The following is a 24,526-nucleotide window of genomic DNA, read 5'->3' as shown; positions in this document are numbered from 1 at the left end:
CGTGCCCTCCGACCTCGACGCGATCTTCAAGGCCTACGACGTCCGGGGCGTCTACCCCGACCAGCTCGACGAGCAGGTCGCCCGCCGGGTCGGGAACGCCTTCGTCCGGTTCACCGGCGCGGCCCGCGTGATCGTCGGCCGCGACATGCGGCCCTCGTCGGAGCCGCTCAGCGCCGCGTTCGTCGAAGGGGCGACGATGGCCGGCGCGGACGTGACCGATCTCGGCCTCGCGTCGACCGACATGTGCTACTTCGCGGCGGGCCGGCTCGACGCTCCCGCCGCGATGTTCACCGCGAGCCACAACCCGGCCCGCTACAACGGCATCAAGCTCTGCCGCGCTGGCGCGGCGCCGATCGGCCAGGACACGGGGCTCGGGCAGATCAAGGCCGCGGTCGAGGGCGGCCTGCTCGAGCGGGCCGAGGAGGTCGGGCGGGCGGAGCAGGTCGACATGCTGGACGACTTCGCCCAGCACGTCCGGTCCTTCGTGGACGTCGATGCCCTGCGCCCGCTCGTCGTCGTCGCCGACACCGCGAACGGGATGGGCGGCCTCGTCGTCCCCGCGGTGTTCGACGGTCTGCCCTTCGACCTGACCGTCCTGTACCCCGAGCTCGACGGCACGTTCCCGAACCACCCCGCCGACCCGATCCAGCCGGAGAACCTGAAGGACCTGCAGCGCGCGGTCCTCGATCGCGGTGCGGACGTCGGCCTCGCGTTCGACGGCGACGCCGACCGCGTCTTCCTCGTCGACGACCGCGGGCAGCCCGTCTCAGGTTCGACGACCACGGCGATCGTCGCCAAGGCCATCCTCGAGCGGCACCCGGGCGAGACGATCGTGCACAACCTGATCGTGTCGAAGGCGGTGCCGGAGCTCGTCGAGAAGATGGGTGGCACACCCGTGCGGACGCGCGTCGGCCACTCGTTCATCAAGCAGGTGATGGCCGAGACCGGCGCGATCTTCGGCGGCGAGCACTCCGCGCACTACTACTTCCGCGACAACTGGCGGGCGGACTCCGGATCGATCGCCGCGCTGATGGTGCTCGAGCAGCTCTCCCGCGCGGACCGGCCGCTGTCGGAGCTGCGCAAGCCGTTCGAGCCGTACGCGCAGTCGGGCGAGATCAACACGGAGGTCCCCGACCCGAACGGGGTGATCGACGAGGTCGCGTCGGCGTACGCGGGTGCGCGCCAGGACCGCCTCGACGGCTTGACGGTCGACCTCGGCGACTGGTGGTTCAACCTGCGGCCGAGCAACACCGAGCCGTTGCTGCGACTCAACCTCGAGGCGCCCGACCAGCGGGCCGTCGAGCAGCACACGGCCGAGGTGCTCGCCCACATCCGCCGCGCCTGACCTCGACCCACCCCGACGAGCTTTGGTGGATCGGACACCGCACGGGTGTCGAATCCACCAGGGCTCGCCCGCGATGCGTAGTCTGCGCGACCGCCCCGCCTCGTCGACGTCCTCGAAGGAGCCGTGATGGCGCTCGACCCGCAGTTGCTCGACATCCTCGCCTGCCCCGAGGACAAGGGGCCGTTGCTCTACTTCGAGGACGAGTCGGCGCTGTACAACCCGCGGCTCAAGCGCCGGTACGCGGTGCGCGACGACATCCCGATCATGCTGATCGACGAGGCCGAGACGGTCGACGACGCCGAGCACCAGCGGCTCATGGCCAAGGCCGAGTCCGAGGGGATCAAGCCGACGTTCGAGGCATAGTCCGTGGCTGTCACGGGCGACTCGCTCGACTTCCTCGGGTCGGTCGCCGGCCTCCCCGAGCAGCTCGAGGCCGCGCACCGCGCCGCGGGGGCCATCGACGTCGAACGGTTCCCGAGCGCGGACGGGCTGACCAACGTCGTCGTCCTCGGCATGGGCGGGTCCGGCATCGCGGGTGACGTCCTCGCCGCGAGCGCGAACGCCGCGCTGTCGTACCCCGTGACGGTGCTCAAGCAGATCCGCACCCCGCGCTTCGTCGGGCCGTCGACACTCGCGTTCGCGCTGTCGTACTCGGGCGGCACGGAGGAGACGCTGTCGATGGCGCGCGGTGCGCTCGACGCGGGCGCGCGCCTCGTCGCGGTGTCGGCCGGCGGCGCGCTCGCGCAGCTCGCGAGCGACGCGGGCGCGCTCCACATCGCCTGTCCCGAGGGCCTGATGCCGCGTGCCGCGCTGGGCGCGCTCGTCGCCCCGGTCTTCGTCACCCTGTTCCGCATGGGGCTGCTGCCCGACGCGCATCGGTGGCTCGTCGCCGCGCAGGACCAGCTCGCCGCGCGTCGCGACACGTGCGTCCCATCGGTGGAAGGTTCCGCGAACGTCGCGCGCGAGCTCGCACGCAGGATCGACCGCACGATCCCGATCGTGTACGGCGGCGGTGCCCTCGGCGGCGTCGCGGCGATGCGGTGGAAGGCCGACGTCAACGAGAACGCGAAGGCGCCCGCGTTCTGGAACGCGTACCCGGAGCTCGACCACAACGAGATCTGCGCGTGGGGTCAGCACGGCGACATCACGCGCCAGCTGTTCACGCTCGTCGAGCTGCGCCACGGCTTCGAGCACGAGCAGCTGTCGCGTCGGTTCGAGGTGACCCGCGCGATCGTCGAGGAGGCCGTGCACCAGGTGCTCGAGGTGCGCGCGGCAGGGGAGGGGCGTCTCGCGCAGCTCCTCGACCTGATGTACGTCGGCGACTGGACCAGCTGCTACCTCGCGCTACGCAACGACGTCGACCCCGGCCCGATCGACACGATCAGCCAGCTGAAGGCCGAGCTCGCGCGGTAGCAGGCGACGTCCGTGGCCGGGCTCGCCCGGCGCTACACTCGGCGGCCGGTCGGGCCGTCCAAGCGGCTGTCATCCAGTGATCTGGGCCGACTCCACCCGCAGGTCGAGCGCGTGATCGCTGCCCACGCGCCCGCATACCGAAGGAGTCCCCGATGACGACGACCCAGCCCCGCACGGACGTGCTCGGCGACTTCAAGGTCGCCGACCTCTCGCTCGCCGGGTTCGGCCGCAAGGAGATCGAGCTCGCCGAGCACGAGATGCCCGGCCTCATGGCGATCCGCGAGGAGTACGGACCGAAGAAGCCGCTCGCGGGCGCGCGCATCACCGGCTCGCTGCACATGACCGTGCAGACCGCGGTGCTCATCGAGACGCTCGTGGAGCTCGGCGCGGACGTCCGCTGGTGCTCGTGCAACATCTTCTCGACCCAGGACCACGCGGCCGCCGCGATCGTCGTCGGTCGCGACGGCACGGTCGACGCGCCGAAGGGCGTCCCCGTGTTCGCGTGGAAGGGCGAGACGCTCGAGGAGTACTGGTGGTGCACCGAGCAGGCGCTGCGGTGGCGCAACAGCGACAGCGGCGGCCCGAACATGATCCTCGACGACGGCGGTGACGCGACGCTCGTCGTGCACAAGGGCGTCGAGTTCGAGCGCGCCGGCAAGGTGCCCGACCCGTCCACCGCCGACAACGAGGAGATGGCCGTCGTCCTGGCGATGCTCGGCCGGCTCCACACCGAGGACGACCGGCTGTGGCACCGCCTCGCCGAGGGGATCAAGGGCGTCACCGAGGAGACGACCACGGGCGTCCACCGGCTGTACCAGATGCAGGACACCGGCACGCTGCTGTTTCCCGCGATCAACGTCAACGACTCCGTCACGAAGTCGAAGTTCGACAACCTCTACGGCTGCCGCCACTCGCTCGTCGACGGGATCTGCCGCGCCACCGACGTCATGCTCGCCGGGAAGGTCGCGGTCGTGTGCGGGTACGGCGACGTCGGCAAGGGGTGCGCGCAGTCACTGCGCGGCCAGGGCGCGCGCGTCGTGATCACGGAGATCGACCCGATCTGCGCGCTGCAGGCGGCGATGGAGGGCTACGAGGTCACGACCGTCGACGACGTCGTCGAGACGGCCGACCTGTTCGTCACCGCGACCGGCAACATGGGTGTCATCACCGCCGACCACATGAGCCGGATGAAGCACAACGCGATCGTCGGCAACATCGGGCACTTCGACACCGAGATCGACATGGCCGGCCTCGCGAGGTGGCCGGGCATCGAGCGCGTGAACGTCAAGCCGCAGGTCGACGAGTGGGTCTTCCCCGCGTCGAAAGGCCGTGACGCGCACTCCGTCATCGTCCTCGCCGAGGGCCGGCTGCTGAACCTCGGCTGCGCCACCGGGCACCCGAGCTTCGTCATGTCGAACAGCTTCAGCAACCAGGTGATCGCGCAGGTCGAGCTGTTCACCCACACCGACTTCTACGAGCGCAAGGTGTACACGCTGCCCAAGCACCTCGACGAGCAGGTCGCGCGGTTGCACCTCGGGAAGCTCGGCGTGAAGCTGACGACGCTCACGGAGGAGCAGGCGACCTACCTCGGCGTCCCGCAAGAGGGGCCGTTCAAGCCCGACTACTACAGGTACTGATGCGAGCCGGCTGAGCGGGTTCGGCAGAGGCGGCGAGCGAAGGCCGGAGGCCGGAGTGAGCTCGCAGGAGCGGCGAGCGTCTGCGGGCCGGGTATCCCGGCCCGCAGCGAGCGCGACCAGCAGGCATGCCATTCCACCAACGGTGGAATGGCGGAACGGCCGCGTCCGCCTCATCGACCAGCGCGCGCTCCCGGCACGGTTGACGTTCGTCGAGTGCTCGACGGTGCGCGAGGTGTGCGACGCGATCACGTCGATGGCCGTACGCGGCGCGCCCGCGCTCGGCGCGACGGGCGCGTACGGCGTCGCGCTCGCGGCGCGGCGGTCGGCGCGACGTGCGGACGTCCGGCGGGCCGCGTCGCGTCTCGTCGCGACGCGGCCGACGGCCGTCAACCTCGCGTGGGGCGTCGGCCGCGCGCTCGACGCGTACGAGCGCGGGGGAGCGGGCGCCGCGCTCGACGCGGCCCGCCGCATCGCGGACGAGGATGTCGCCGCGAACCGCGCGATCGGCCGCCACGGCGCCGATCTGCTCGACGACGGCGCGCGCGTGCTGACGCACTGCAACGCGGGCGCGCTCGCGTGCGTCGGGTACGGGACGGCCGTCGGCGTGATCCGCGCGGCTGCCGAGGCCGGGAAGGCGCCGCGCGTGTGGGTCGACGAGACGAGGCCGGTCCTCCAGGGCGCGCGCCTCACCGCGTGGGAGCTCGGACGGCTCGGGATCGACGCCACGCTCGTCGCCGACACGATGGCCGGCTCCCTGATGGCCGGCGGCGACGTCGACGCGGTCGTCGTCGGCGCGGACCGGATCGCCGCGAACGGCGACGTCGCGAACAAGGTCGGGACGTACTCCCTCGCGGTGCTGGCCCGCCATCACGGCGTGCCGTTCTACGTCGCCGCGCCGACCACGACGGTGGATCTCGACACGCCGGACGGGTCGGGGATCGTCGTCGAGGAGCGCGACCCGCGCGAGGTGCTCGAGGTGGGTTCGAACCGCGTCGCACCGCCGCGTGCCCGCGCGCTCAACCGCGCGTTCGACGTCACGCCGGCGCGCCTCGTCAGCGCGATCGTCACCGAGCAGGGCGTCGCCCGCCGGCCGTATGGTCGCTCGCTCGCGCGCGCCGTCCGCCTGGCACGCGGGTAGTCGACCCGCACTTGTGCGTCGTTCGTTGTCGCATGACGGCGCTCAGCGACGCACGAGCGATCGCTGACACACCCCGTGGATACCGTCGACGGCGTGTTGCACGATCTGGTCGCGACGCTGTTCCCGATGCGCTGTCCGGGGTGCGGCGCGCGCGCCGAACCCGTGTGCGCGTCCTGCGCGGCGACCATGCGTCCGCCGCCTCCGGTCGCGCCGCCGGTCGGCGTCGATGCGTGGTACGCGCCCTTCGCGTACGACGGTGTGGCGCGCGAGCTCGTCGCGCGCGTGAAGTACCGGCGCGCGCACGGCGCCGTCGCGTGGCTCGCAGCTGCGATGGCCGATTCGCTCACTGAGTGCGCCGTCGACGTCGTCACCTGGGGGCCGACCACCACCGCCCGGCGCCGTGAGCGCGGCTTCGACCATGCCGAGCTCCTGGCACGCGCGGTCGCGCGCCGGCTGCGCGTCCCTGTACGCGCGTTGCTGACGCGCGCGGCAGGCTCGACCGCGCAGACGGGTCTGTCGTCGGCCGATCGGCGCGGCGGCCCGTCGCGCTTCGACGCGCGTGTGCGCGTACCGCGCGCCACGGTGCTCGTGGTCGACGACGTCGCGACCACCGGCACGACGCTGCGCGACGCGGCCATCGCCCTGCGCTCCCGGGGTGCGCACAGGGTCGTCGCGCTGACCGCGGCGCGCACCCCACCTCCCGGAGCACGTCGCGCGGGATTGCCGGCACGCAGCGTGCGCCGACCATCCACCAACTGGCGGAGATGACGCGCGACGCTGTCAGGCGACCGCAGAAAGCGGCATTCGACGGGGCGGGAGTCAGGGGCGACGAAGGGATGAGGACCAGCAGGGTCGAGCACCACGGTGGGCGGCGCGGTCGGTCGAGCGACGCGAACCGCCGGCCGCCCGCGCCGGCCAGCGCGCCGGACGCCGAGCGGATCCCGCCGGCGCCGGCCACCGCGAACGATCCGGTCGACGAGGTCGTCGACGAGCTGCGCGCGGCACGGATCCGCCGGATCCGCGAGCAGGTCGCCACCGGGACCTACGACCCGCCCGCCGACGCGGTCGCGGAACGCCTCGCCGCGTTCTTCGCCGGGACGGCGGTGGTGCGCTTCCCCCGCCGGAGCTGACCACGCGGCCCGCCGTCGCCGGGCCCGGCCGTCCGTATACTCCGCGTTCCAACGACGGTGAGACGCCGAGGTCGGACCTCCGTCCGGCCGCGCGGAGGTGCCGATGCAGATCGTCGTCCGCGGCAAGAACGTCCCGGTCCCGGCACGGCTGAAGGCCCTCACCGAGGAGAAGCTCACGAAGCTCAGCCGGCTCGCCGCGGACGTCGGGCGCGTCGAGGTCGACTACTCGGAGATCCGCAACCCGAGGGTCTCCGCGAACCAGCTCTGCGAGGTGACGGTCCATCTCAAGCGTCACTTCGTGAAGGCGCACGCGTCGGCCACCGAGCTCGCGGCGGCACTCGACCTCGTGCTCGACAAGGTGTCGCACCAGGTGGCGCGGGTGAAGGACAAGCGCGTGCACCGGTCTCATCCGCGCCGCCGGCGGATCGGCGCGGGCGCCGCGCCGCTCGTCGAGGACGCGTCCGGGCTCGTCGACGAGGACGAGGCCGAGGAGGACGGCGCCGCGCTCATCGTGAAGAACAAGCAGTTCACGATCAAGCCGATGGCACCCGAGGAGGCCGCGCTGCAGATGGACCTGCTCGGCCACGACTTCTACTTCTTCACGAACGCGGAGTCGGGCCAGGCCGCCGTCATCTACCGCCGCCGCGACGGCCACCTCGGTTTGATAGAGGCGGTCGGGTAGCCCAGCGAGCGCGTCAGGGGCCGGGGAGGCCGCCGGTAGAGTGGGTTCCCCATGAGCGTCTTCCAGAAGATCCTCCACGCGGGCGAGGGGCGGAAGCTCAAGCTGCTCGAGCGCATCGTGCCGGAGGTGGCGGAGCTCGAGCCCGAGATGCAGGCCCGCTCCGACGACGAGCTGCGCGCGCTCACCGCGATCTTCCGCGAGCGCCTCGCGGACGGCGAGGACCTCGACGACCTGCTGCCCGAGGCGTTCGCCGCAGTGCGCGAGGCCGGCGTGCGGGTCCTCGGCCAGCGGCACTTCGACGTCCAGATCATGGGCGGTGCCGCCCTGCACTTCGGCTGGGTCGCCGAGATGAAGACGGGCGAGGGCAAGACCCTCGTCGCGACCTTGCCCGCCTACCTCAACGCGCTCGAGGGCAAGGGCGTCCACCTCGTCACGGTGAACGACTACCTCGCCAAGCGTGACGCCGAATGGATGGGGCGCATCTACAACTTCCTCGGTCTCGAGGTGGGTGTCGTCCTCCCCGAGATCGACGACCCGGTCGCCAAGCGGGCCGCGTACGCGGCCGACATCACGTACGGCACCAACAACGAGTTCGGCTTCGACTACCTGCGCGACAACATGGCCGACAGCCGCGAGGACCAGGTCCAGCGCGGCCACAACTATGCGATCGTCGACGAGGTCGACTCGATCCTCATCGACGAGGCTCGCACCCCGCTGATCATCTCGGGCCGCGCCGACGACGCGCACGACCTCTACTACCAGTTCGCTCGCGTCGTGAAGACGCTCCAGCGCGACCGCGACTACGAGGTCGACGAGGCGAAGCGCACCGTCGTCCCCACCGAGGAGGGCATCGGCCGCGTCGAGAAGGCACTCGGCGTCACGAACCTCTACGAGCACGTCAACCAGAACTTCGTCCACCAGCTCCAGGCCGCGCTGCGCGCCAAGGAGCTGTTCAAGCGCGATGTCGACTACGTCGTGCAGCAGGGCGAGGTGAAGATCGTCGACGAGTTCACCGGCCGCATCCTCGAGGGACGCCGCTGGAGCGAAGGTCTGCACCAAGCGGTCGAGGCCAAGGAGGGGGTGCGGATCAAGGAGGAGAACCAGACCCTCGCGACCGTCACCCTGCAGAACTACTTCAAGCTCTACGACAAGCTCTCCGGCATGACGGGCACGGCCCACACCGAGGCCGGCGAGTTCATGCACACGTACAACCTCGAGGTCGTCACGATCCCGACGAACCGGCCGATGATCCGCGCGGACGAGTCGGATCTCATCTACAAGGCCGAGGACGCCAAGTTCGAGGCGGTCGCGGACGACATCGCGGAGCGCCACGAACGCGGGCAGCCCGTGCTCGTCGGCACGATCTCCGTCGAGAAGTCGGAGAAGCTGTCGCGCCTGCTCGACAAGCGCGGCATCCCGCACTCCGTGCTGAACGCGAAGCAGCACGAGCGCGAGGCGCACATCGTCACGCAGGCGGGGCGGCTGCACTCCGTGACGGTCGCGACGAACATGGCCGGCCGCGGCGTCGACATCCTGCTCGGCGGCAACCCCGAGGGACTCGCCCGCAACGAGCTCCTCGCGGACGGCACGACACCCGAGGAGTCACCCGAGCGCTACCAGCAGCTCGTCGAGCGGTTCCGCGTGGAGTGCGCGGAGGAGGGCGACAAGGTCCGCGAGCTCGGTGGCCTCTACGTGCTCGGGACCGAACGTCACGAGAGCCGGCGCATCGACAACCAGCTGCGTGGCCGTTCGGGGCGTCAGGGTGATCCGGGCGAGAGCCGGTTCTACCTCTCGCTCGAGGACGACCTCATGCGCCTGTTCGCGACCGGCGCGATGAACTGGGTCATGGGCCGGGCGTTCCCGGACGACGTCCCGCTCGAGGCGCGGATGGTGACGAAGGCGATCGAGCGCGCGCAGCACACCGTCGAGGACCGGAACTTCGAGATCCGCAAGGACGTCCTCAAGTACGACGAGGTGATGAACGAGCAGCGCAAGATCATCTACCGCCGTCGCCAGCAGATCCTCGACGGCGGTGATCTGCGCGAGGAGGCACTCGAGGCGATCGAGGCCGCGATCACGAACGTCGTCGCCGTGCACTGCCCCGGCGAGTTCCCCGAGGACTGGGACGTCGAGGAGCTGCACCGGCAGATCTCGCTGTACTTCCCGACCAACGTCACGGTCGAGCAGGTCAACGAGCTCGACAACCGCGACCGCCTCGTCGAGCTGCTGCACGACGACGCGCTCGAGCAGTACGACGCCAAGGAGCGGCTCATCGGCGAGGACACGCTGCGCGAGATCGAGCGTCGCGTGATGCTCTCGGTGATCGACCAGCACTGGCGCGAGCACCTCTACGAGATGGACTACCTCCGTGAGGGCATCAACCTGCGCGCGATGGGCCAGCAGGACCCGCTCGCCGAGTGGCAGCGCGAGGGGTTCGACATGTTCACCGCGATGATGGCGGCGATCCAGGAAGACTTCGTCCGCTACGTCTTCCACCTCGAGGTCGTGACCGAGGAGGAGACGCCCCGCCGTGCACCGAGCGGGCTCAGCTACAGCTCGGCGGACGGTCCCGTGCAGGGGGCGGGCGGGTTCCAGGCGGCTGCCGCAGCCGCGCCGCCCGAGGAGATGCTCGCCGCGACGGGCGGCGGCCCGGCCGGTGCCGCGACCGCGGTCGCCGAACGGGAAGAGGTCGCGCAGCAGCCCGTCCGCGTGGAGAAGACGCCGGGCCGCAACGAGCCCTGCTACTGCGGCAGCGGGAAGAAGTACAAGGTCTGCCACGGCGCGAACCGCTGAGCGGTCGGGCCGGTCCTGCCCATGCGCGACCACTCAGAAGAGCTCGCGGAGCTCCGCCGCCGCGTCGACGACGCGCACGCGTACCTGCGCGTCGACGCGCTGCACGCCGACCTCGAGCGGCTCGAGAAGGAAGCGAGCCGTCCCGACCTCTGGGACGACCCCGACGCCGCGCGCAAGGTGACGACCGAGCTCGCGCGCGTCCGTGACGACGTCGAGGTCGTGACCCGTCTCGGCGCGGACCTCGACGACGCGCAGACGTTGTTCGAGCTGGGTCGCGAAGAGGGCGACGACTCCGTCGAGCCGGAGATCGAGCAGACGATCGCGCGCGTGCGGACCGCGCTCGACGAGCTGGAGCTGCGCGCGCTCTTCACCGGTGAGCACGACGAACGTGACGCGATCTGCGAGGTGCACTCGGGCGCGGGCGGTACGGACGCGCAGGACTGGACCGAGATGCTGCTGCGCATGTACACGCGCTGGGCCGAACGTCGCGGGTTCGAGGTCGAGCTCGACGCCGCGAACCCGGGAACGGAGGCGGGCATCAGCTCGGCGACCTTCATCGTGAAGGGCCGGTACGCGTACGGGCTCCTGACCGGTGAGAAGGGCGTGCACCGCCTCATCCGCATCTCGCCGTTCGACGCGAACGCGCGGCGCCAGACCGCGTTCGCGTCGTTCGACGCGGTCCCCGCGCTGGACGAGGCCGAGCAGCCGGAGATCGATCAGAACGACTTGCGCATCGACACGTACCGGTCGTCCGGCGCCGGCGGTCAGCACGTGAACGTCACGGACTCCGCCGTGCGCATCACGCACCTGCCGACCGGCATCGTCGTGTCGTGCCAGAACGAGCGGTCACAGATCCAGAACCGCGCGAAGGCGATGCAGATCCTCGCGGCGCGCCTCGCGGAACGACAGCGCGAGGAACGGCGCGCGCAGCTCGAGCAGCTGTCCGGCGAGAAGCGCGACGTCGCGTTCGGCAGCCAGATCCGCACGTACACGCTCGCGCCGTACCAACTCGTGAAGGACGAGCGCACACGTGTCGAGACAGGCAACGTGCAAGCCGTCCTCGACGGCGACGTCGATCCCTTCGTCGAGGCGTACCTCCACTGGCGACGCCGCGAGTCGTAAGCTTCCCCCGTCCCGGGCGGAGCGGCGACCACTGGTACCCTGGCGAGGCTCATGATCCGGTTCGAGCGGGTTTCCAAGGTCTACAAGGGTGATGTCGTCGCGCTCCGCGACGTCTCGGTGGACGTGCAGAAGGGCGAGTTCGTCTTCCTCGTCGGCCCGTCGGGCTCGGGGAAGTCGACGTTCCTCCGCCTGCTGCTGCGCGAGGACCTGCCGACCGACGGCCGGATCATCGTCGCGGGCCGCGACATCACGCGCCTCGCGTCGTGGAAGGTGCCGCAGCTGCGCCGCAACATCGGTTGCATCTTCCAGGACTACAAGCTGCTGCCCAACAAGACGGTCTACGAGAACGTCGCGTTCGCGCCCGAGGTCGTGGGTCGCCCGCGCCACGTGACGCGTTCGCAGGTCCCGCAGATCCTCGACCTCGTCGGCCTGTCGAAGAAGGCCGACAACTTCCCGAACGAGCTCTCCGGTGGCGAGCAGCAACGCGTGTCGATCGCGCGCGCGTTCGTGAACCGTCCGCTGATCCTCCTCGCCGACGAGCCGACCGGGAACCTCGACCCCGCGACGACGGTCGGGATCATGCGACTCCTCGACCGCATCAACCGGACCGGGACGACCGTCGTCATGGCGACGCACGACGCGCGCATCGTCGACACGATGCGCCGCCGCGTCATCGAGCTCGACCACGGGTCGCTCGTGCGCGACCAGGCGCGAGGCGTCTACGGCGTAGGAAGCTGAGCGAGGCTCACTCATGTTGGCGAAGCTGCGCTACTTCGCGCGCGAGACGCTGATCTCGCTGCGCCGCAACCTGCTCATGACGCTGGCCGGGATCATCACGGTCACCGTCTCGCTCTCGGTGCTCGGCACGGCGCTGCTCGTGTCGCGTCTCGTCGACCACGGCACCGCGAAGTGGAAGCACGGCGTCCGCTTCGAGGTGTTCATGAACGTCGACGCGACGCAGAACCAGATCGACGCCGTCCGCGAGGCGATCTCGAGCTCGCCGCAGGTCAAGAGCTACCAGTTCATCGACAAGCCGCAGGCGTTGAAGGAGTTCAAGCGCCTGACGAAGAACGAGCCCGAGCTGTCACAGGACATCGACGCCAACGCGTTGCCGGAGTCGTTCCGCGTCGCGCCGAAGAAGGCCGAGCAGACCGAGACGCTCGCGGATCAGTTCCGCGTCCTGCCCGGCGTGAAGACCGTCGTCACCGCGCGCCAGGCGTTGAAGACGATCTTCTCGGTGACGAACTGGATCAAGCGCGCGTTCACGATCGCGTTCGTGCTGCTGCTCGCGGCCGCGCTGTTCCTCATCGTGAACACGGTGCGGCTCGCGACCTTCGCACGGCGACGAGAGATCGAGGTGATGAAGCTCGTCGGCGCGTCGAACTGGTTCGTCCGCATCCCCTTCCTCGCCGAAGGGTTCGTGCAGGGGATCATCGGCGCCGGGCTCGCCTTCGCGGTCGTCTACTTCCTGAAGGTCCGGCTCTCGAGCGCGCTCGCAGGCGGCTCCGGGTTCGTGCAGACCTTCTTCCTGACGACGCGCGACGCATGGTCGATCGGCTTCCTGGTGCTGATCCTGGGGGCCGCGATCGGCGTCATCGCCAGCGCGGTCGGCCTCCGCCGGTTCCTCGACGTCTGACCCGCCGCGGGCGACACCTGCCTGCGTGTGCCGAAGCGTGACGCACGGCTCGATTCGCCCTACCGACCGGTAGGTAGGCTGCAGTGCGATGGACCTCGCCCGAGCCCTCGCACCGACCGTCTCCACGTTGCTCGACCGTCACCTGGAGCGGCGGCGGGAGTGGTTCCCGCACCTGCTCGTCCCGTGGACCGCGGGCCGCGACTTCGAGCCCGACGAGGCCTGGGAGCCCGCCGACGCCGGCATCCCGGAGCCGGCTCGCAGCGCGCTGTTCCTGAACCTCCTCACCGAGGACAACCTGCCCTTCTACTTCCACACGTTGACCCGGCTCCGGGCGGGCGACGCCTGGGACGCGTGGACGCGGACGTGGACCGCCGAGGAGGGGCGGCACGCCATCGTGATCCGGGACTACATGACGGTCACGCGCGCCGTCGACCCGGTCGTCCTCGAGCGGGCGCGCATGGCGCAGGTCTCGGGCGGCGTCGTCCCGGAGCCGGCGACGCTGGCCGACGCGCTCGCGTACGTGGCGCTGCAGGAGCTCGCGACGCGCATCTCGCACCGCAACACCGGCAAGCTCCTCGACGACCGCGTCGGCTACGACGTCATGGCGCGCGTCGCGAGCGACGAGAACCTCCACTTCCTCTTCTACCGTGATCTCGCGACCGCCGCCCTCGACGTCGACCGCTCGACGATGGTGTGCGCGATCGACCGTCAGGTCCGCGCGTTCGCGATGCCGGGGACCGGTGTGCCCGACTTCGAGCGGCACGCGCGCGCCGTCGCCGCGGCGGGCGTGTACGACTTCTCGATCCACCATGCACAGATCCTGATCCCGGTCGTGCTCCAGCACTGGCGCGTCGCCGAGCTCGACGGGCTGACGGATCACGCGGAGCGGGCGCGTGACGCGCTGCTGTGCCACGTCGAACGGGTCGGACGCGCGGCACGGCGGCTCTCGGAGCGGCGCGAAGAGCGCGTCGCGGCGCGCGCCTGACGCCAGGCTCATGGCTTCCTCGGCGCCGGCCGTCCCGGGCATCCGCCCACGGCCGGCGTTCGTCCGCATCAGCGACGGCGCCCCCGCACGACGTCCGCGAGGACGGCTGCGCCCGAGTGGTCGACGTCCTTCGTCGCGGTCAGCAGCGTGACGGGTCGCCGTCGCGCGAGGCTGCGGACGTGCGCGAGCGCGTCGGCCGCGTCGGCTGCGCGCAGCTCGTCGCGATAGCGCTTCGCGAACTCGTCGAACCGCTCGGGCACGTGACCGTAGAAGCGGCGCAGCTCGGTGCTCGGCGCGAGCTCCTTGTGCCACTCGAAGTCGGCGTCCTCCTTGCGCAACCCGCGTGGCCAGAGGCGGTCGACGAGCAGGCGCGCGCCGTCACCGCGTGCCGCGGCCTCGTACACGCGCTTGACCCGCACGCGCTCGCTCGTCATCGCGTGCCGTGCCCGCGCCGCAGCGCTGCCAGGAACTCGCCGCGGCGGACGGCGTCGTCGCGGAGCGCGCCGCGCGTAGTGGTCGTGAGGAGCGCGGCGCGACCCTCACGACCATCGCCGCCCGCGCAGCTGAACCGGCTCTCGACCACGACCCCGACTCCTCGCGCCCCGCTCACGCCGACGACCCAGTCCGCGACGTGGGCCGCCGCCTCCGGTTGTACCCACTCGTCGCGGGCGAGCGACGTCACCGCGTCGGCGAGGTCGCCGGTCGCGACCAGCCGGCCGGCGGGCAGGTAGCCGACGTGGAGCAGCGCGTCGACCGGCAGCCGGTGGCACGCGCACCGGGCCCGGACCCGCAGGTCGCGCACGACGACGACGTCCTCGTAGCTGCCCGCGTCGGCGGCGGCGCCGCCCGTCTCTATCGGCAACACGGCCCTACGCTAGAAGCGGGATGGTCTTCCGTCAATCGTTGTTGGCTTTAGAATGACGACGTGACCGACGAGCGAGACGGCGTCCTCGGGCCCGCGGCGGACGGGATCACGAGCCTCGCCGACCCGATGCGGCGGGCGCTGTACCGCCACGTCGTGGACGCGGGCGGCGACGTCGGCCGCGACGACGCCGCCCAGGCCCTGGGCGTGAGCCGGTCGCTCGCCGCGTACCACCTCGACCGGCTCGTCGCGGACGGCCTCCTCGAGGTGCGCTACGAGCGACGCAGCGGTCGCCGGGGGCCGGGCGCGGGCCGGCCGGCCAAGCTCTACACGCGCGCGCGGAAGGCGCTCCAGGTCTCGTTGCCGCCGCGCGACTACGAGGTCGCGGCGCGGCTGCTCGCACGGGCCGCCGAGACCGACACCGGCGCGCGGCGCGCGCTGCTCGACGAGGCGTACCGGTTCGGCGCGCAGCTCGGGGCGGACGCGAGCCATGACGGCGGGGGCGCGGTCGACACGCTCCTGCGCGACCGGGGGTACGAGCCGTACGAGGACGACGGTGTCGTGCGGTTGCGCAACTGCCCGTTCGACGCCCTCGCTCAGGACCATCGCGACCTCGTGTGCGGGATGAACCACGCGTTGCTGCGCGGGCTCGTCGCGGCCCTCGGCGTGCCGGAGCACGCCGTGCGTCTCGACCCGCGCGAAGGCTGCTGCTGCGTCGCGTTCACCCTGGACGCGTGACGGCCCCCGCCTCGCGGCGGGAGCCGTCGAACGTGAGCTCGTGAACGGCGCGCGAGCGGCGCGCTACTTGGGCTGCTTCGTGTAGCGCAGGTAGGGCTTCAGGGTGCGGAAGTCGCCGAAGCGCTTCTTGGCGTCGTCGTCGTTGATGGCGGGGGCGATGATCACGTCCTCGCCCTGCTTCCAGTTCACCGGGGTCGAGACGCTGTGGTTCGCGGTGAGCTGGAGCGAGTCGATCACGCGCAGCAGCTCGTCGACGTTGCGGCCCGTGCTCGCGGGGTACGTGAGCATGAGCTTGACCTTCTTGTCCGGACCGATGATGAACACCGTGCGCGCGGTCAACGTGTCGTTCGCGTTCGGGTGGATCATGTCGTAGAGGTCGGCGACCTCGTGGTCCGGGTCCGCGATCAGCGGGTAGTTGAGCTTGGCGCCCTGGGTCTCCTCGATGTCGTTCGCCCAGCCCTTGTGGGAGTCGAGCGGGTCGACCGAGATCCCGATCAGCTTCACGCCGCGCTCGTCGAACTCCGCCTTGCGTGCCGCGAACGCGCCCAGCTCGGTGGTGCAGACGGGCGTGAAGTCCTTCGGATGCGAGAACAACATCCCCCAGCTGTTGCCGAGGTAGTCGTAGAGGTTCACCTTCCCCTCGGTGGTCTCCGCGGTGAAGTTCGGAGCGTCGTCACCCAAGCGGACTGCCATCGTCATCGCCTCGCTTCTCGTGTGGGTTGTCGCCGGCCGTCGTGTCGGCGGTCGCGTCGTACGTGGTCGTGCCGTGCCGGGCTCGGTCGTGCCCGCCGGCGATCGGGGGGCCCGTCGGTAGGCTCGACGGGCCGACGCGGTCAATGTACTGCCGGTCCCCCCGAAAAGTCGAGCGAAATGGTCGGGAAATGGCTGCGGACGATCACGGAGGTGACCCGTGCGATCCGCATCCGCCCGACCCGGACCAGCCCGACCCGGACCTCGAGGTCGCCGTCCCGCCCGAGCCCGGTGAGGCCGACGCCCTCGCGCCGACCGCCCGGCTCACCCGGGCCGTGCGTTCGCTCGCCATCGACGTCACACCGCTGCGCACGTCGCGCGACTTCCGGCTCGTCTGGCTGGGCGAGATCGTCTCCGAGACCGGCTCGCAGTTCACGCTCGTCGCGCTCTACATCCAGGTCTACAACCTGACGGGCTCGTCGCTCGCGGTCGGCGGCATCGGCATCGCGCAGCTCGTACCGCTCCTGCTGGTCTCGATCTTCGGCAGCCCGCTCATCGACCGCATCGACCGGCGACGCCTGCTGCTCCTCTCGCAGGTCGTGCAGGCGGGCGGCTCGGGCCTCCTGTTGCTCGGCGCGGTCGTCGGCAACCCGCCGCTCCTGCTCGTCTACGCGGCCGCGGGCGTCGTCGGTGGTGTGAGCGGCTTCGCGCTGTCGACGCGCAGCGCGCTCACACCCACGCTCGTCCCCGCGGAGCAACTGCCGCAGGCGCTCGCGCTCAACCAGGCGATGTGGAACACCGCGTTGATCGCGGGACCCGCGATCGGCGGCGTCGTCGTCGCGCAGTTCGGTCTCGCGAGCGCGTACGCGATCGACACCGCGAGCTTCGTCGCGACGATCGTCGCGGCGGTGATGATGTCGCCGCATCCACCCGTCGTGAGTCACGACGTCGCGCACACCGGGCTGCGCGCGGTCGGCGAGGGGTTCCGCTACCTGCGCGGCCGTCGCGTGCTGCAGTCGACGTTCATCGTCGATCTGATCGCGATGATCTTCGGCATGCCGCGCGCGGTGTTCCCGGTCCTCGCTCACGCGCAGTTCCATCGCGGGGACGCGGTCGTCGGGCTCCTGTTCTCCGCGCCCGCGGCCGGTGCGCTCATCGGTGCGCTCACGACGGGCTGGGTCGGCCGCGTGCGCAGGCAAGGTCTGGCAGTGCTCGTCGCGGTCGCGATCTGGGGCACGGGCATCACGCTGTTCGGGCTCGCGGGCGACCGCCTGCTGCTCGCGTTGCTCTGTCTCGCGGTCGCGGGCGGTGCGGACGTCGTGTCGGCCGTCTTCCGCAGCACGATCCTGCAGCTCTCCGTGCCCGATGACCTGCGAGGACGCATGTCCGCGGTCCACATCCTCGTCGTCACGGGCGGGCCGCGCATCGGCGATCTCGAGGCCGGCGGCATCGCGTCTGCGTTCACGCCGACGGTGTCGGTCGTGTCGGGTGGGCTGCTCTGCCTCGGCGGTGTCGCGCTGCTCGCGCTCGCAGTGCCCGCGTTCGCGCGCTACCGCAGCGGTGACGAGGTGTGAGCGGGCTCGCAGCGCGCGACCAGAAGTTGACCGGGCGTCGAGATCCGACTGGAGTGTCATGACGTGGCAGGGTCTCCCGGCACGCCGCTCACGCAGAAGCTCGGCATACGCGCGGGCGCGCGCGTCGCGCTCGTCCACGCGCCGGACGGCTTCGAGTACCAGCTCGGCGCGCTTCCTCCCGACGTCGTGTTGTGCCGTCAGGCGCGCGCACCACTCGATGTTGTCGTGCTGTTCGTCACGCGACGTTCCGAGCTCGAGCGACGATTCCCGCGTCTCGCGCGCGCGCTCGTCCCCGCGGGTGGACTGTGGGTCGCGTGGCCGAAGCGCGCGTCCTGCGTCGTGACGGATCTCCACTTCGAACCGGTGCAACGCATCGGGCTCGACGCGGGACTCGTCGACAACAAGGTGTGCGCGATCGACGACACGTGGTCCGCGTTGCGATTCGTCGTGCGCGCGGCCGATCGCGCGCGCCGCTGATCGCGAGGATGTGCGGTCGGTTCGTCGCGACGTCGTCGCCGCAGTCACTCGCCGAGCGCTTCGACGCGCTGGTCGACGACGACGTCGTGCGCGCGCACGCGCCCGACTACAACGTCACGCCCCGCGCGGCCGTCCCCGTCGTGCGGATGGCCCACGGCGGGAGCACGGCGGAGCGGGTCGTGGAGCAGCTCCGCTGGGGGCTCGTGCCCGCGTGGGCGGACGACCCGCGGGTGGGGGACCGGCTGATCAACGCCCGGGCCGAGACCGTCGCCACGAGCGGGGCGTTCGCGGGGGCGTTCCAGCGGCGCCGCTGCCTCGTCGTGGCCGACGGGTTCTACGAGTGGCGCCGCACGGGGGCGCCCGGTCCCGTGCTCCTGCACCGGCCCGGCGGGGAGCCGCTCGCCTTCGCCGGTCTGTGGGAGGCCTGGTGGGACCGGACCCTGCCGACGGGCGGCGAACCCCTGCTGACCTGCACCATCGTGACGACCGCGGCGAACGCGGACGTCGCCGGGATCCACGACCGGATGCCGGTGGTGCTCGACGACGACAGCTGGCCGGTCTGGCTCGACGACGACGCCGACCCCCGGCACGTCGAGACGCTCCTCGCCCCGGCCCGGCCCGGGACGCTGGTCCATCACCCGGTCTCGACCCTCGTCAACAGCCCGGCCAACAACTCGCCCGCGCTCGTCGAGCCCGTCGACCGGCTCGAGGTCGTCCCCCTCACGCTGTTCGAGTGAGGAGGATGCGGCACTGACGTACGGAATCCGTATGTCAGTGCCGCATCTCGCCTGCGTAGGCTCCCGGCGTGGATCACTCGCAGTTCCTGGACGTGACGCGCGACGAGAGCGCGCGGCTTGCGACGGCGTATCGCGGCGCGGATCCCGCGACACCGGTGCCGTCGTGCCCGGGCTGGACGCTCGCGAAGCTCGTCAAGCACACCGGCAGCGCGCAGGCCTGGGCGCGCACCATCGCCGAGCGGCACTCGATGGAGCCCGTCGACCCACGCACCATCGACCTCGGCCTGCCCGACGACGAGACCGAGTACGGCAACTGGTTCGCGGCGGGTGCGCAAAAGCTCGTCGACGTGCTCGGCGCGCTCGACCCCGGTGTCCCGTTGTGGTCGTGGGCGGGTGACGACCGCGCCGCCTTCTGGTCACGCCGCATGGCGCACGAGACCGCCGTGCACCGCTGGGACGCCCAACACGCGACCGGTGGCGCACTCGACCCGATCGACGCACCGCTCGCGGTCGACGGGATCGACGAGCGCTTCGACAACCTCCCCGCGACGGCCGCGCGCAGCGGGATCACGCCGACCGGGAACGGCGAGACGATCCACCTCCACGCAACCGACTGCGACGGCGAGTGGCTGGCGCACCTCGTTCCCGACGGGCTCGAGTGGTCGCACGGTCACGGCAAGGGCGACGTCGCGGCGCGCGGCAGCGCGTCCGACCTCCTGCTGATGGTGTACGGACGCGTCCCCGCCGACGCGGTCGAGGTGTTCGGCGACGACGCGCTGCTGGCGCGCTTCCGCGACCTGATGAAGCTCTAGGACGCCGACGGCTCGAGCGCGTTGCGCAGCACGTCGATGACGTGCTCGCGCCGCTCCTTCAGTGCCGCGGGCGAGAGCGGGTCGTCGTCGAGCAACGACGAGATCAACGGCGCGTCGGAGAGATACGACAGGATGGCGCCGTAGCCGGTGAGCAGCATCTGGCGCGGGTCGTAGCGGCGCAGCCGCCCGGCGTCCATCTCACGTGTGAGGAACGCGACGCCACGGTCGAACAGCGGGCGCAGCGCGAGCCCGAGCTCCGCGGACAGGACCGGGCCGCCCTCGATCGCCTCCCGGCGGGCGAGCCGGACGAACTCGGGGCGCTCCTCGAAGAACTGGAACGCCGCCCGCAGGACCCGCTCGACCTGGGGCCATCCCTGCTTGTCGGTGCCGGCCACCGCCGCTTCGACGAGCGCGAACCAGTCCGCGAACGACCGCATCACCACGGCGCTGTAGAGCGCCTCCTTGGACGGGAAGTGGTGCAACAGGCTCGGTCGCCGGATGCCGACCTCGTCGGCGATGTCGTTGAGCGTCGTCGCCGCGAAGCCGTGATCGGCGAAGCGGCGCAGCGCCACCTCGAGGATCAGCTCCTTCGTGGTGGCCGGCCCGGCAGGGTTGCCGTCCATCGGCTCGAGGGTACTCCTGGTCGCCGAGGGCACCGGTCGGCGTCGTGGCCGCCGCACGCGAGGCCCGTTCCGTCTACCGACCAGTAGGTAGGTACGATCCCACCGTGCATCCCCTCATCGCCGTCGTCGCCGGTCTCGTCGTCACCCAGATCGCGATCCTCGCGACGACCGTCTACCTCCACCGCGGGCTCGCCCACCGCGCGCTCACCCTCAACCCGGCGGTCGCTGTCGCGTGCCGGACGATCCTCTGGCTGACGACCGGCATGCGCCCCCGGGAGTGGGCCGCCGTGCACCGTCGTCATCACGCCTCGACCGACACGCCGGAGGACCCGCACAGCCCGGCGCAGGTCGGGTTCTGGCGCGTGCAGCTGGCGAACGCGGCGCTCTACCGGCGCGTCGCGCGTGACGGGGTCACCGTCCGCAAGTACGCGCGCGACATCCCGCAGGACGCGCTCGACCGCGTCCTGTTCGACCACGCCTTCCTCGGGCTCGGGATCGGCATCGCGATCCTGTGCCTCGTGTTCGGGTGGGAGACCGGTCTCCTCGCCGCTGCGGTCCACGCAGTCACCTACCTGATGCTGAGCGGCGCGATCAACGCGCTCGGGCACACCGCGGGCCGCCGGCCGCACGCGAACTCGGCGACGAACATGCAGTGGCTCGCGTTGCTGACCGCGGGCGAGGGCCTGCACAACAACCATCACGCCGCGCCGACGTCCGCGCGGTTCTCACTGCAGCGGTGGGAGCTCGACCCGGGCTGGTGGGCCGTCCGCGCGCTGACCGGGCTCCGGCTCGCGCGCGTCCGCCATCACGACGTCAAGCTGCGCGAAGTCGCCTGACGGCGCGTTCTGGTCAGGCGCTCGGCGCGAGGTCGCGGATCACCTGTCGCAACGACTCGCCGCTGCCGAGGATCGCGGGCGCGGGTGTCGTCACGCCGGCGTCGACGTAGCGCTGGAGGTGCTCGCGGCACGCCTCGGGTGACCCGTGCACGATCAGGTCGTCGACCAGCTCGTCCGGGATCGCGTCGAGCGCAGCAGCGCGGTCGCGCGCCTTCCAAGCGTCCCACATGGGCTGCAACACGTCGCCGCGTCCGAGCCACTCGTGGAAGGCCGCGTACACGGGGACGTTGAGGTACGCGGCGATCGCACGCCGCCCGACGTAGCGCACCAGCTCGCGATCCTCGGTCGGCAGCACGAAGATGCGCGCCACGATCTCCTTGCCCGCCCCCACGTGCGGGACCACCTGGTGCACGTCGTCGGCGGACAGCCAGTTGATGATCGCGCCGTCGCCTTCGCGCCCCGCGAGACGCAGCATCCCGGGCCGCAGCGCGCCGACGAGGATCGGCGGTTGCTGCTCGACCTCGATGCCGAGGCGGAACCCGCGCACCGAGAACGTCTCGTACTCCTGCGTCACCTTCTCGCCGGCGAGCGCGGCGCGCAGGAACCGCACCATGTCGCGGGTGCGGTGGTACGGCTTGTCGAACGGGATGCCGTTCCACTGCTCGACGATGACGTTCGACGACGTGCCGATCCCGAACGCGACCCGACCGGGCGCGGCCTGGCACAGCGATCCGACGCACTCGGCCAGCGTCGCCGCCCCGCGCGTGAACGACGGGACGATCGCGGTACCGAGGCGCAGCGACGGCGCCCACACCGACGCCAGCGCGAGCGGCGTGAACGCGTCGTAGCCGCCCGACTCGGCCGACCAGACGTCGGTGTAGCCGAGGTCGGGCAGCTCCTCGATCCAGGCGCGCTGGTCGCGCAGCGGAACGCCCTCGAACGGGATCGTGATGCCCCAGCGCTGCGTCATGCGCGTGCAACCTTTCGTCCTGTCGACACCTCGCCGTTCTCGTCACGGTGGCGGCGGACGATCGTCGACTGGCTCGCGGTGCCGAGGAGCGTGCCGTCCGCGCTCCAGAGATGGACGAGGCCGTGCCCGAACCCGTCCGCGACCGCGTGCACGCGCACGTCGGCCAGGACCCACTCCGTCGGTGCCCGGTGCGCGACCCGCAGCGTGTTGTCGAGGCTCTGCCCGCCGGCGCGCTGGCCGAGCGCCTGCCCGATCCCGAACGGGACGTAGTCGCCGACGATCGCGAGCGCCGCGGCCGACATCTCGAGCGACGGGAGGCGGACCCACAACGCGCTCCGCCCGTCGCCCGGCGGGCCGGGCAGCTCGTCCTGGTTGCGCGCGTTGGCGAGTCGCATGTCGAGCCGGTCCATGATCGTGCCGAGGTGCCGTTCCATGACGACGCGCGGGGGCGACATCTCCGGCGGCGGCACGTCGGGCTGCAACGCCCACGAGCCGGCGAGGTCGAGCTCACGACGGCCGAGCGCGGCGTTGACCGTGAAGATCTCCTCGCCACCGACCCGGCCGACGACGCGCGCCTGGGACATCTGGTGGCCGCGCACGACCTCCGTCACGTCCAGGTCGAGCACCGACGGCGGGCGAGCGAACGACAGGTACTGCGCGGTCGCCCAGACGAGCGGACGGTCGGTCGTCCGCTCCAGGACCTCGATCGCCGCCCCCAGGCCGCAGCCCCCGAACAGCGCGCCGAGGCCCGAGCACAGCTCGGGCACGATCGGCATGCGCCACCGGAACGGGTCGTGCGTGCGTTGGAGGCCGAAGAAGGCCAGCGCGTCCACGGGGCGACATCGTACGGTCACCCGCGACGCAGCCCCGCGCCGGGTCGCGACCTCTAGCTCGCGACGAACCCGTCCGCGCGGATGGCCACGTAGCCGGTCCCGGCGTTCGCGAGCCCGCGCCAGATGTCGAGCGGGACGTACGGCACGCCGGTGACCGGCGCCGCGTCGCCGGAGACGTGCACGCCACCGAACCCGTCGAGCACCGCGTACCCGTTGCCGTCACGCGTCAGTGCGAACGACCGCGCGATGTTCCATCCCGGCCAGTAGGGCGAGCCGCGCCAACGCGCCGTGCCGTCTACGTGCACGCCACCCCAGCCGTCCAGCACGTAGATGCCGTGGTCGTCGGGCGAGATCGCGACCGAGCGTGCGATGTCCCACCCGGGCCAGTAGGAGCTCGCCATCGGCAGCCGCGGTGCGTCGCCGTACGCGTGCACGCCGCCCCAGCCGTCGAGGATCACGTACCCCCTCCCGGTCGGCGTGATCGCGATCGCGCGGGCGATGTCCCACCCGGGCCAATACGTCGTGCTCGGCGGGAGGCTCGTCGCCGAACCGAACAGGTGGACCGCGCCGAAGCCGTCGAGGATCGCGTACCCCCGGCCGTCCGGCATGACGGCCATCCCTCGCGCGATGTCGAACGAGAACGCGGGCTGGCCGAAGCCGGGCGCGCCACCGAGCGGGATCACGCTGCCGTTCCCCCGGAACGCGTAGTAGCCGCCGGCGGGGTTGGTCGCCGCGCCGTGCACGAAGATCCACGACGGGGGCGGCGGCGGCGCGGGCGGGGGCGCGCCGTTCATGAACTCGACCGCGACCCACACGCGACCCGCGCCGTACGCGACGCCGACGCCGATCCACTGGAACGCGGGGTCCAGCATGTTGGCGAGGTGGGGCGCGGACGCGACGAACGCCTGGAAGATCTGGTCGACGTCACCGCCGACGCCGACGTTCTCGCCGAGCTTGTTCCACGGCACGGTGATGCCGTCGGTGAGCGTCGAGTGGTAGAGGTGGTTCTGCGCGGCCATCGTCGCGGCCCACGCCTCGGCCTTCGCAGTGAGCACGGGATGCGTCCCGAGCCCGGCAAGTCCGTGGCTCGCGCGCAACCCGTTGACGAGCGTGGTCATCGACGCCTCGGCGCCCGGGTCGGCGGCGTGCGCGGACGTCACCGGCGTGAGCGCCAGCAGCGCGGCGATCAGTGCCCCGACGGCCATGAGTCGTCGCATCTGGTCGTCCTCCTCGAACCCGGCAGGGGACCGGTGCGGTCGGAGGGAGCTGCGTTGCCCCCGGGGCGGCCGGTCTCGTCGGACGCCCGGCCGTCGGGCCGCGCGTCGAACCAGTCGCGTTGATCGGCGTGTGGTGCGCGCAGCTTGAACGGGGAAGCGCTACGCGGCGCAGTCGAGCGACACCATAGCGAGGCGGACCGCACGCTCTTCCACGCCACGTCGCCCGTACGCGCAACGCGTGGCAACGGAGCGGCCGCGACGTGCCGGTGTGCGCGC

26 protein-coding genes are annotated in these 24,526 nt (G+C 71.5%); 19 read left to right on the top strand and 7 right to left on the bottom strand.

Going from position 1 to position 24,526, the window contains the following annotated elements:
* The first annotated feature begins 1 nt into the window (after nucleotide 1).
* The 13 genes from VFC33_06415 to VFC33_06355 all read left to right on the top strand — a co-directional run bounded on the left by VFC33_06415 (nucleotide 2) and on the right by VFC33_06355 (nucleotide 13,881).
* On the top strand, nucleotides 2-1,345 hold the full coding sequence (locus VFC33_06415; GenBank protein ID HZR12869.1) for a phosphomannomutase/phosphoglucomutase: 1,344 nt from the start codon (nucleotides 2-4) through the stop codon (nucleotides 1,343-1,345).
* 126 nt (nucleotides 1,346-1,471) lie between these two features.
* On the top strand, nucleotides 1,472-1,708 hold the full coding sequence (locus tag VFC33_06410; protein ID HZR12868.1) for a Trm112 family protein: 237 nt from the start codon (nucleotides 1,472-1,474) through the stop codon (nucleotides 1,706-1,708).
* Between the two features lie 3 nt (nucleotides 1,709-1,711).
* The gene (locus VFC33_06405) at nucleotides 1,712-2,758 is read left to right on the top strand and encodes a bifunctional phosphoglucose/phosphomannose isomerase (protein HZR12867.1); all 1,047 of its coding nucleotides are present in this window, start codon (nucleotides 1,712-1,714) and stop codon (nucleotides 2,756-2,758) included.
* Nucleotides 2,759-2,910: 152 nt separating this feature from the next.
* Complete coding sequence (gene ahcY / locus VFC33_06400; GenBank protein ID HZR12866.1) at nucleotides 2,911-4,395, top strand: adenosylhomocysteinase; 1,485 nt, start codon at nucleotides 2,911-2,913, stop codon at nucleotides 4,393-4,395.
* 142 nt (nucleotides 4,396-4,537) lie between these two features.
* Complete coding sequence (mtnA, locus tag VFC33_06395; protein HZR12865.1) at nucleotides 4,538-5,533, top strand: S-methyl-5-thioribose-1-phosphate isomerase; 996 nt, start codon at nucleotides 4,538-4,540, stop codon at nucleotides 5,531-5,533.
* Between the two features lie 93 nt (nucleotides 5,534-5,626).
* Complete coding sequence (locus VFC33_06390; protein HZR12864.1) at nucleotides 5,627-6,301, top strand: phosphoribosyltransferase family protein; 675 nt, start codon at nucleotides 5,627-5,629, stop codon at nucleotides 6,299-6,301.
* 68 nt (nucleotides 6,302-6,369) lie between these two features.
* On the top strand, nucleotides 6,370-6,663 hold the full coding sequence (locus tag VFC33_06385; protein HZR12863.1) for a flagellar biosynthesis anti-sigma factor FlgM: 294 nt from the start codon (nucleotides 6,370-6,372) through the stop codon (nucleotides 6,661-6,663).
* Between the two features lie 103 nt (nucleotides 6,664-6,766).
* The gene (gene raiA / locus VFC33_06380) at nucleotides 6,767-7,345 is read left to right on the top strand and encodes a ribosome-associated translation inhibitor RaiA (GenBank protein HZR12862.1); all 579 of its coding nucleotides are present in this window, start codon (nucleotides 6,767-6,769) and stop codon (nucleotides 7,343-7,345) included.
* Between the two features lie 51 nt (nucleotides 7,346-7,396).
* A complete protein-coding gene (gene secA, locus VFC33_06375) occupies nucleotides 7,397-10,138 on the top strand; it encodes a preprotein translocase subunit SecA (protein ID HZR12861.1) in 2,742 nt (913 codons plus the stop codon).
* Nucleotides 10,139-10,159: 21 nt separating this feature from the next.
* Entirely contained in the window at nucleotides 10,160-11,260 is a 1,101-nt protein-coding gene (gene prfB, locus VFC33_06370) for a peptide chain release factor 2 (GenBank protein ID HZR12860.1), read from the top strand.
* A gap of 51 nt (nucleotides 11,261-11,311) precedes the next feature.
* Nucleotides 11,312-11,998, top strand: a complete 687-nt coding sequence (ftsE, locus tag VFC33_06365) for a cell division ATP-binding protein FtsE (protein HZR12859.1) — start codon at nucleotides 11,312-11,314, stop codon at nucleotides 11,996-11,998.
* A gap of 13 nt (nucleotides 11,999-12,011) precedes the next feature.
* Nucleotides 12,012-12,896 (top strand): permease-like cell division protein FtsX, encoded by an 885-nt coding sequence (gene ftsX / locus VFC33_06360; protein ID HZR12858.1) that lies wholly within the window; start codon nucleotides 12,012-12,014, stop codon nucleotides 12,894-12,896.
* Between the two features lie 88 nt (nucleotides 12,897-12,984).
* On the top strand, nucleotides 12,985-13,881 hold the full coding sequence (locus VFC33_06355) for an acyl-ACP desaturase (protein HZR12857.1): 897 nt from the start codon (nucleotides 12,985-12,987) through the stop codon (nucleotides 13,879-13,881).
* A 68-nt stretch (nucleotides 13,882-13,949) separates the two neighbouring features.
* Here VFC33_06355 and VFC33_06350 read toward each other — a convergent pair whose 3' ends face one another.
* Entirely contained in the window at nucleotides 13,950-14,315 is a 366-nt protein-coding gene (locus VFC33_06350; GenBank protein ID HZR12856.1) for a DUF488 family protein, read from the bottom strand.
* Nucleotides 14,312-14,746 (bottom strand): GTP cyclohydrolase I, encoded by a 435-nt coding sequence (locus VFC33_06345; protein ID HZR12855.1) that lies wholly within the window; start codon nucleotides 14,744-14,746, stop codon nucleotides 14,312-14,314. The genes VFC33_06350 and VFC33_06345 overlap by 4 nt, the downstream gene beginning before the upstream one ends.
* A 60-nt stretch (nucleotides 14,747-14,806) precedes the next feature.
* On the opposite strand from VFC33_06345, the gene VFC33_06340 reads away from it, so the two are divergent.
* Nucleotides 14,807-15,481 (top strand): ArsR family transcriptional regulator, encoded by a 675-nt coding sequence (locus tag VFC33_06340; protein ID HZR12854.1) that lies wholly within the window; start codon nucleotides 14,807-14,809, stop codon nucleotides 15,479-15,481.
* Between the two features lie 63 nt (nucleotides 15,482-15,544).
* Here VFC33_06340 and VFC33_06335 read toward each other — a convergent pair whose 3' ends face one another.
* Nucleotides 15,545-16,174 (bottom strand): peroxiredoxin, encoded by a 630-nt coding sequence (locus VFC33_06335; GenBank protein HZR12853.1) that lies wholly within the window; start codon nucleotides 16,172-16,174, stop codon nucleotides 15,545-15,547.
* 188 nt (nucleotides 16,175-16,362) lie between these two features.
* Between VFC33_06335 and VFC33_06330 the strand changes: the two genes are divergently transcribed.
* The 4 genes from VFC33_06330 to VFC33_06315 all read left to right on the top strand — a co-directional run bounded on the left by VFC33_06330 (nucleotide 16,363) and on the right by VFC33_06315 (nucleotide 19,771).
* Complete coding sequence (locus VFC33_06330; GenBank protein HZR12852.1) at nucleotides 16,363-17,745, top strand: MFS transporter; 1,383 nt, start codon at nucleotides 16,363-16,365, stop codon at nucleotides 17,743-17,745.
* Nucleotides 17,746-17,808: 63 nt separating this feature from the next.
* A complete protein-coding gene (locus tag VFC33_06325; GenBank protein ID HZR12851.1) occupies nucleotides 17,809-18,222 on the top strand; it encodes a DUF3052 domain-containing protein in 414 nt (137 codons plus the stop codon).
* An 8-nt stretch (nucleotides 18,223-18,230) separates the two neighbouring features.
* Nucleotides 18,231-18,959 carry an SOS response-associated peptidase gene (locus tag VFC33_06320; protein HZR12850.1) on the top strand — a complete coding sequence of 243 codons (729 nt, stop codon included), beginning with the start codon at nucleotides 18,231-18,233 and terminating at the stop codon, nucleotides 18,957-18,959.
* A gap of 68 nt (nucleotides 18,960-19,027) precedes the next feature.
* The gene (locus tag VFC33_06315; GenBank protein HZR12849.1) at nucleotides 19,028-19,771 is read left to right on the top strand and encodes a maleylpyruvate isomerase family mycothiol-dependent enzyme; all 744 of its coding nucleotides are present in this window, start codon (nucleotides 19,028-19,030) and stop codon (nucleotides 19,769-19,771) included.
* On the opposite strand, the gene VFC33_06310 is transcribed toward VFC33_06315, so the two are convergent.
* Nucleotides 19,768-20,394 carry a TetR family transcriptional regulator gene (locus VFC33_06310; GenBank protein HZR12848.1) on the bottom strand — a complete coding sequence of 209 codons (627 nt, stop codon included), beginning with the start codon at nucleotides 20,392-20,394 and terminating at the stop codon, nucleotides 19,768-19,770. The two genes, VFC33_06315 and VFC33_06310, sit on opposite strands and share 4 nt — an antisense overlap.
* 104 nt (nucleotides 20,395-20,498) lie before the next feature.
* Here VFC33_06310 and VFC33_06305 point away from each other — a divergent pair, with 104 nt between their 5' ends.
* Nucleotides 20,499-21,230 (top strand): fatty acid desaturase, encoded by a 732-nt coding sequence (locus VFC33_06305; protein HZR12847.1) that lies wholly within the window; start codon nucleotides 20,499-20,501, stop codon nucleotides 21,228-21,230.
* A gap of 13 nt (nucleotides 21,231-21,243) precedes the next feature.
* On the opposite strand, the gene VFC33_06300 is transcribed toward VFC33_06305, so the two are convergent.
* Genes VFC33_06300 through VFC33_06290 form a run of 3 tightly spaced genes read right to left on the bottom strand, consistent with a single transcriptional unit; the run spans nucleotide 21,244 to nucleotide 24,250 of the window.
* Nucleotides 21,244-22,200 (bottom strand): LLM class F420-dependent oxidoreductase, encoded by a 957-nt coding sequence (locus VFC33_06300; GenBank protein HZR12846.1) that lies wholly within the window; start codon nucleotides 22,198-22,200, stop codon nucleotides 21,244-21,246.
* On the bottom strand, nucleotides 22,197-23,033 hold the full coding sequence (locus VFC33_06295) for a thioesterase family protein (protein HZR12845.1): 837 nt from the start codon (nucleotides 23,031-23,033) through the stop codon (nucleotides 22,197-22,199). The genes VFC33_06300 and VFC33_06295 overlap by 4 nt, the downstream gene beginning before the upstream one ends.
* Nucleotides 23,034-23,086: 53 nt before the next feature.
* Nucleotides 23,087-24,250, bottom strand: coding sequence for a CAP domain-containing protein (locus tag VFC33_06290; protein ID HZR12844.1), 1,164 nt, complete (start codon nucleotides 24,248-24,250; stop codon nucleotides 23,087-23,089).
* Between the last annotated feature and the right edge of the window lie 276 nt (nucleotides 24,251-24,526).

Source organism: Acidimicrobiia bacterium (assembly GCA_035651955.1).
Taxonomy (GTDB): Bacteria; Actinomycetota; Acidimicrobiia; order IMCC26256; family JAMXLJ01; genus JAMXLJ01.
This window is presented reverse-complemented; position numbering and strand designations above follow the sequence as displayed.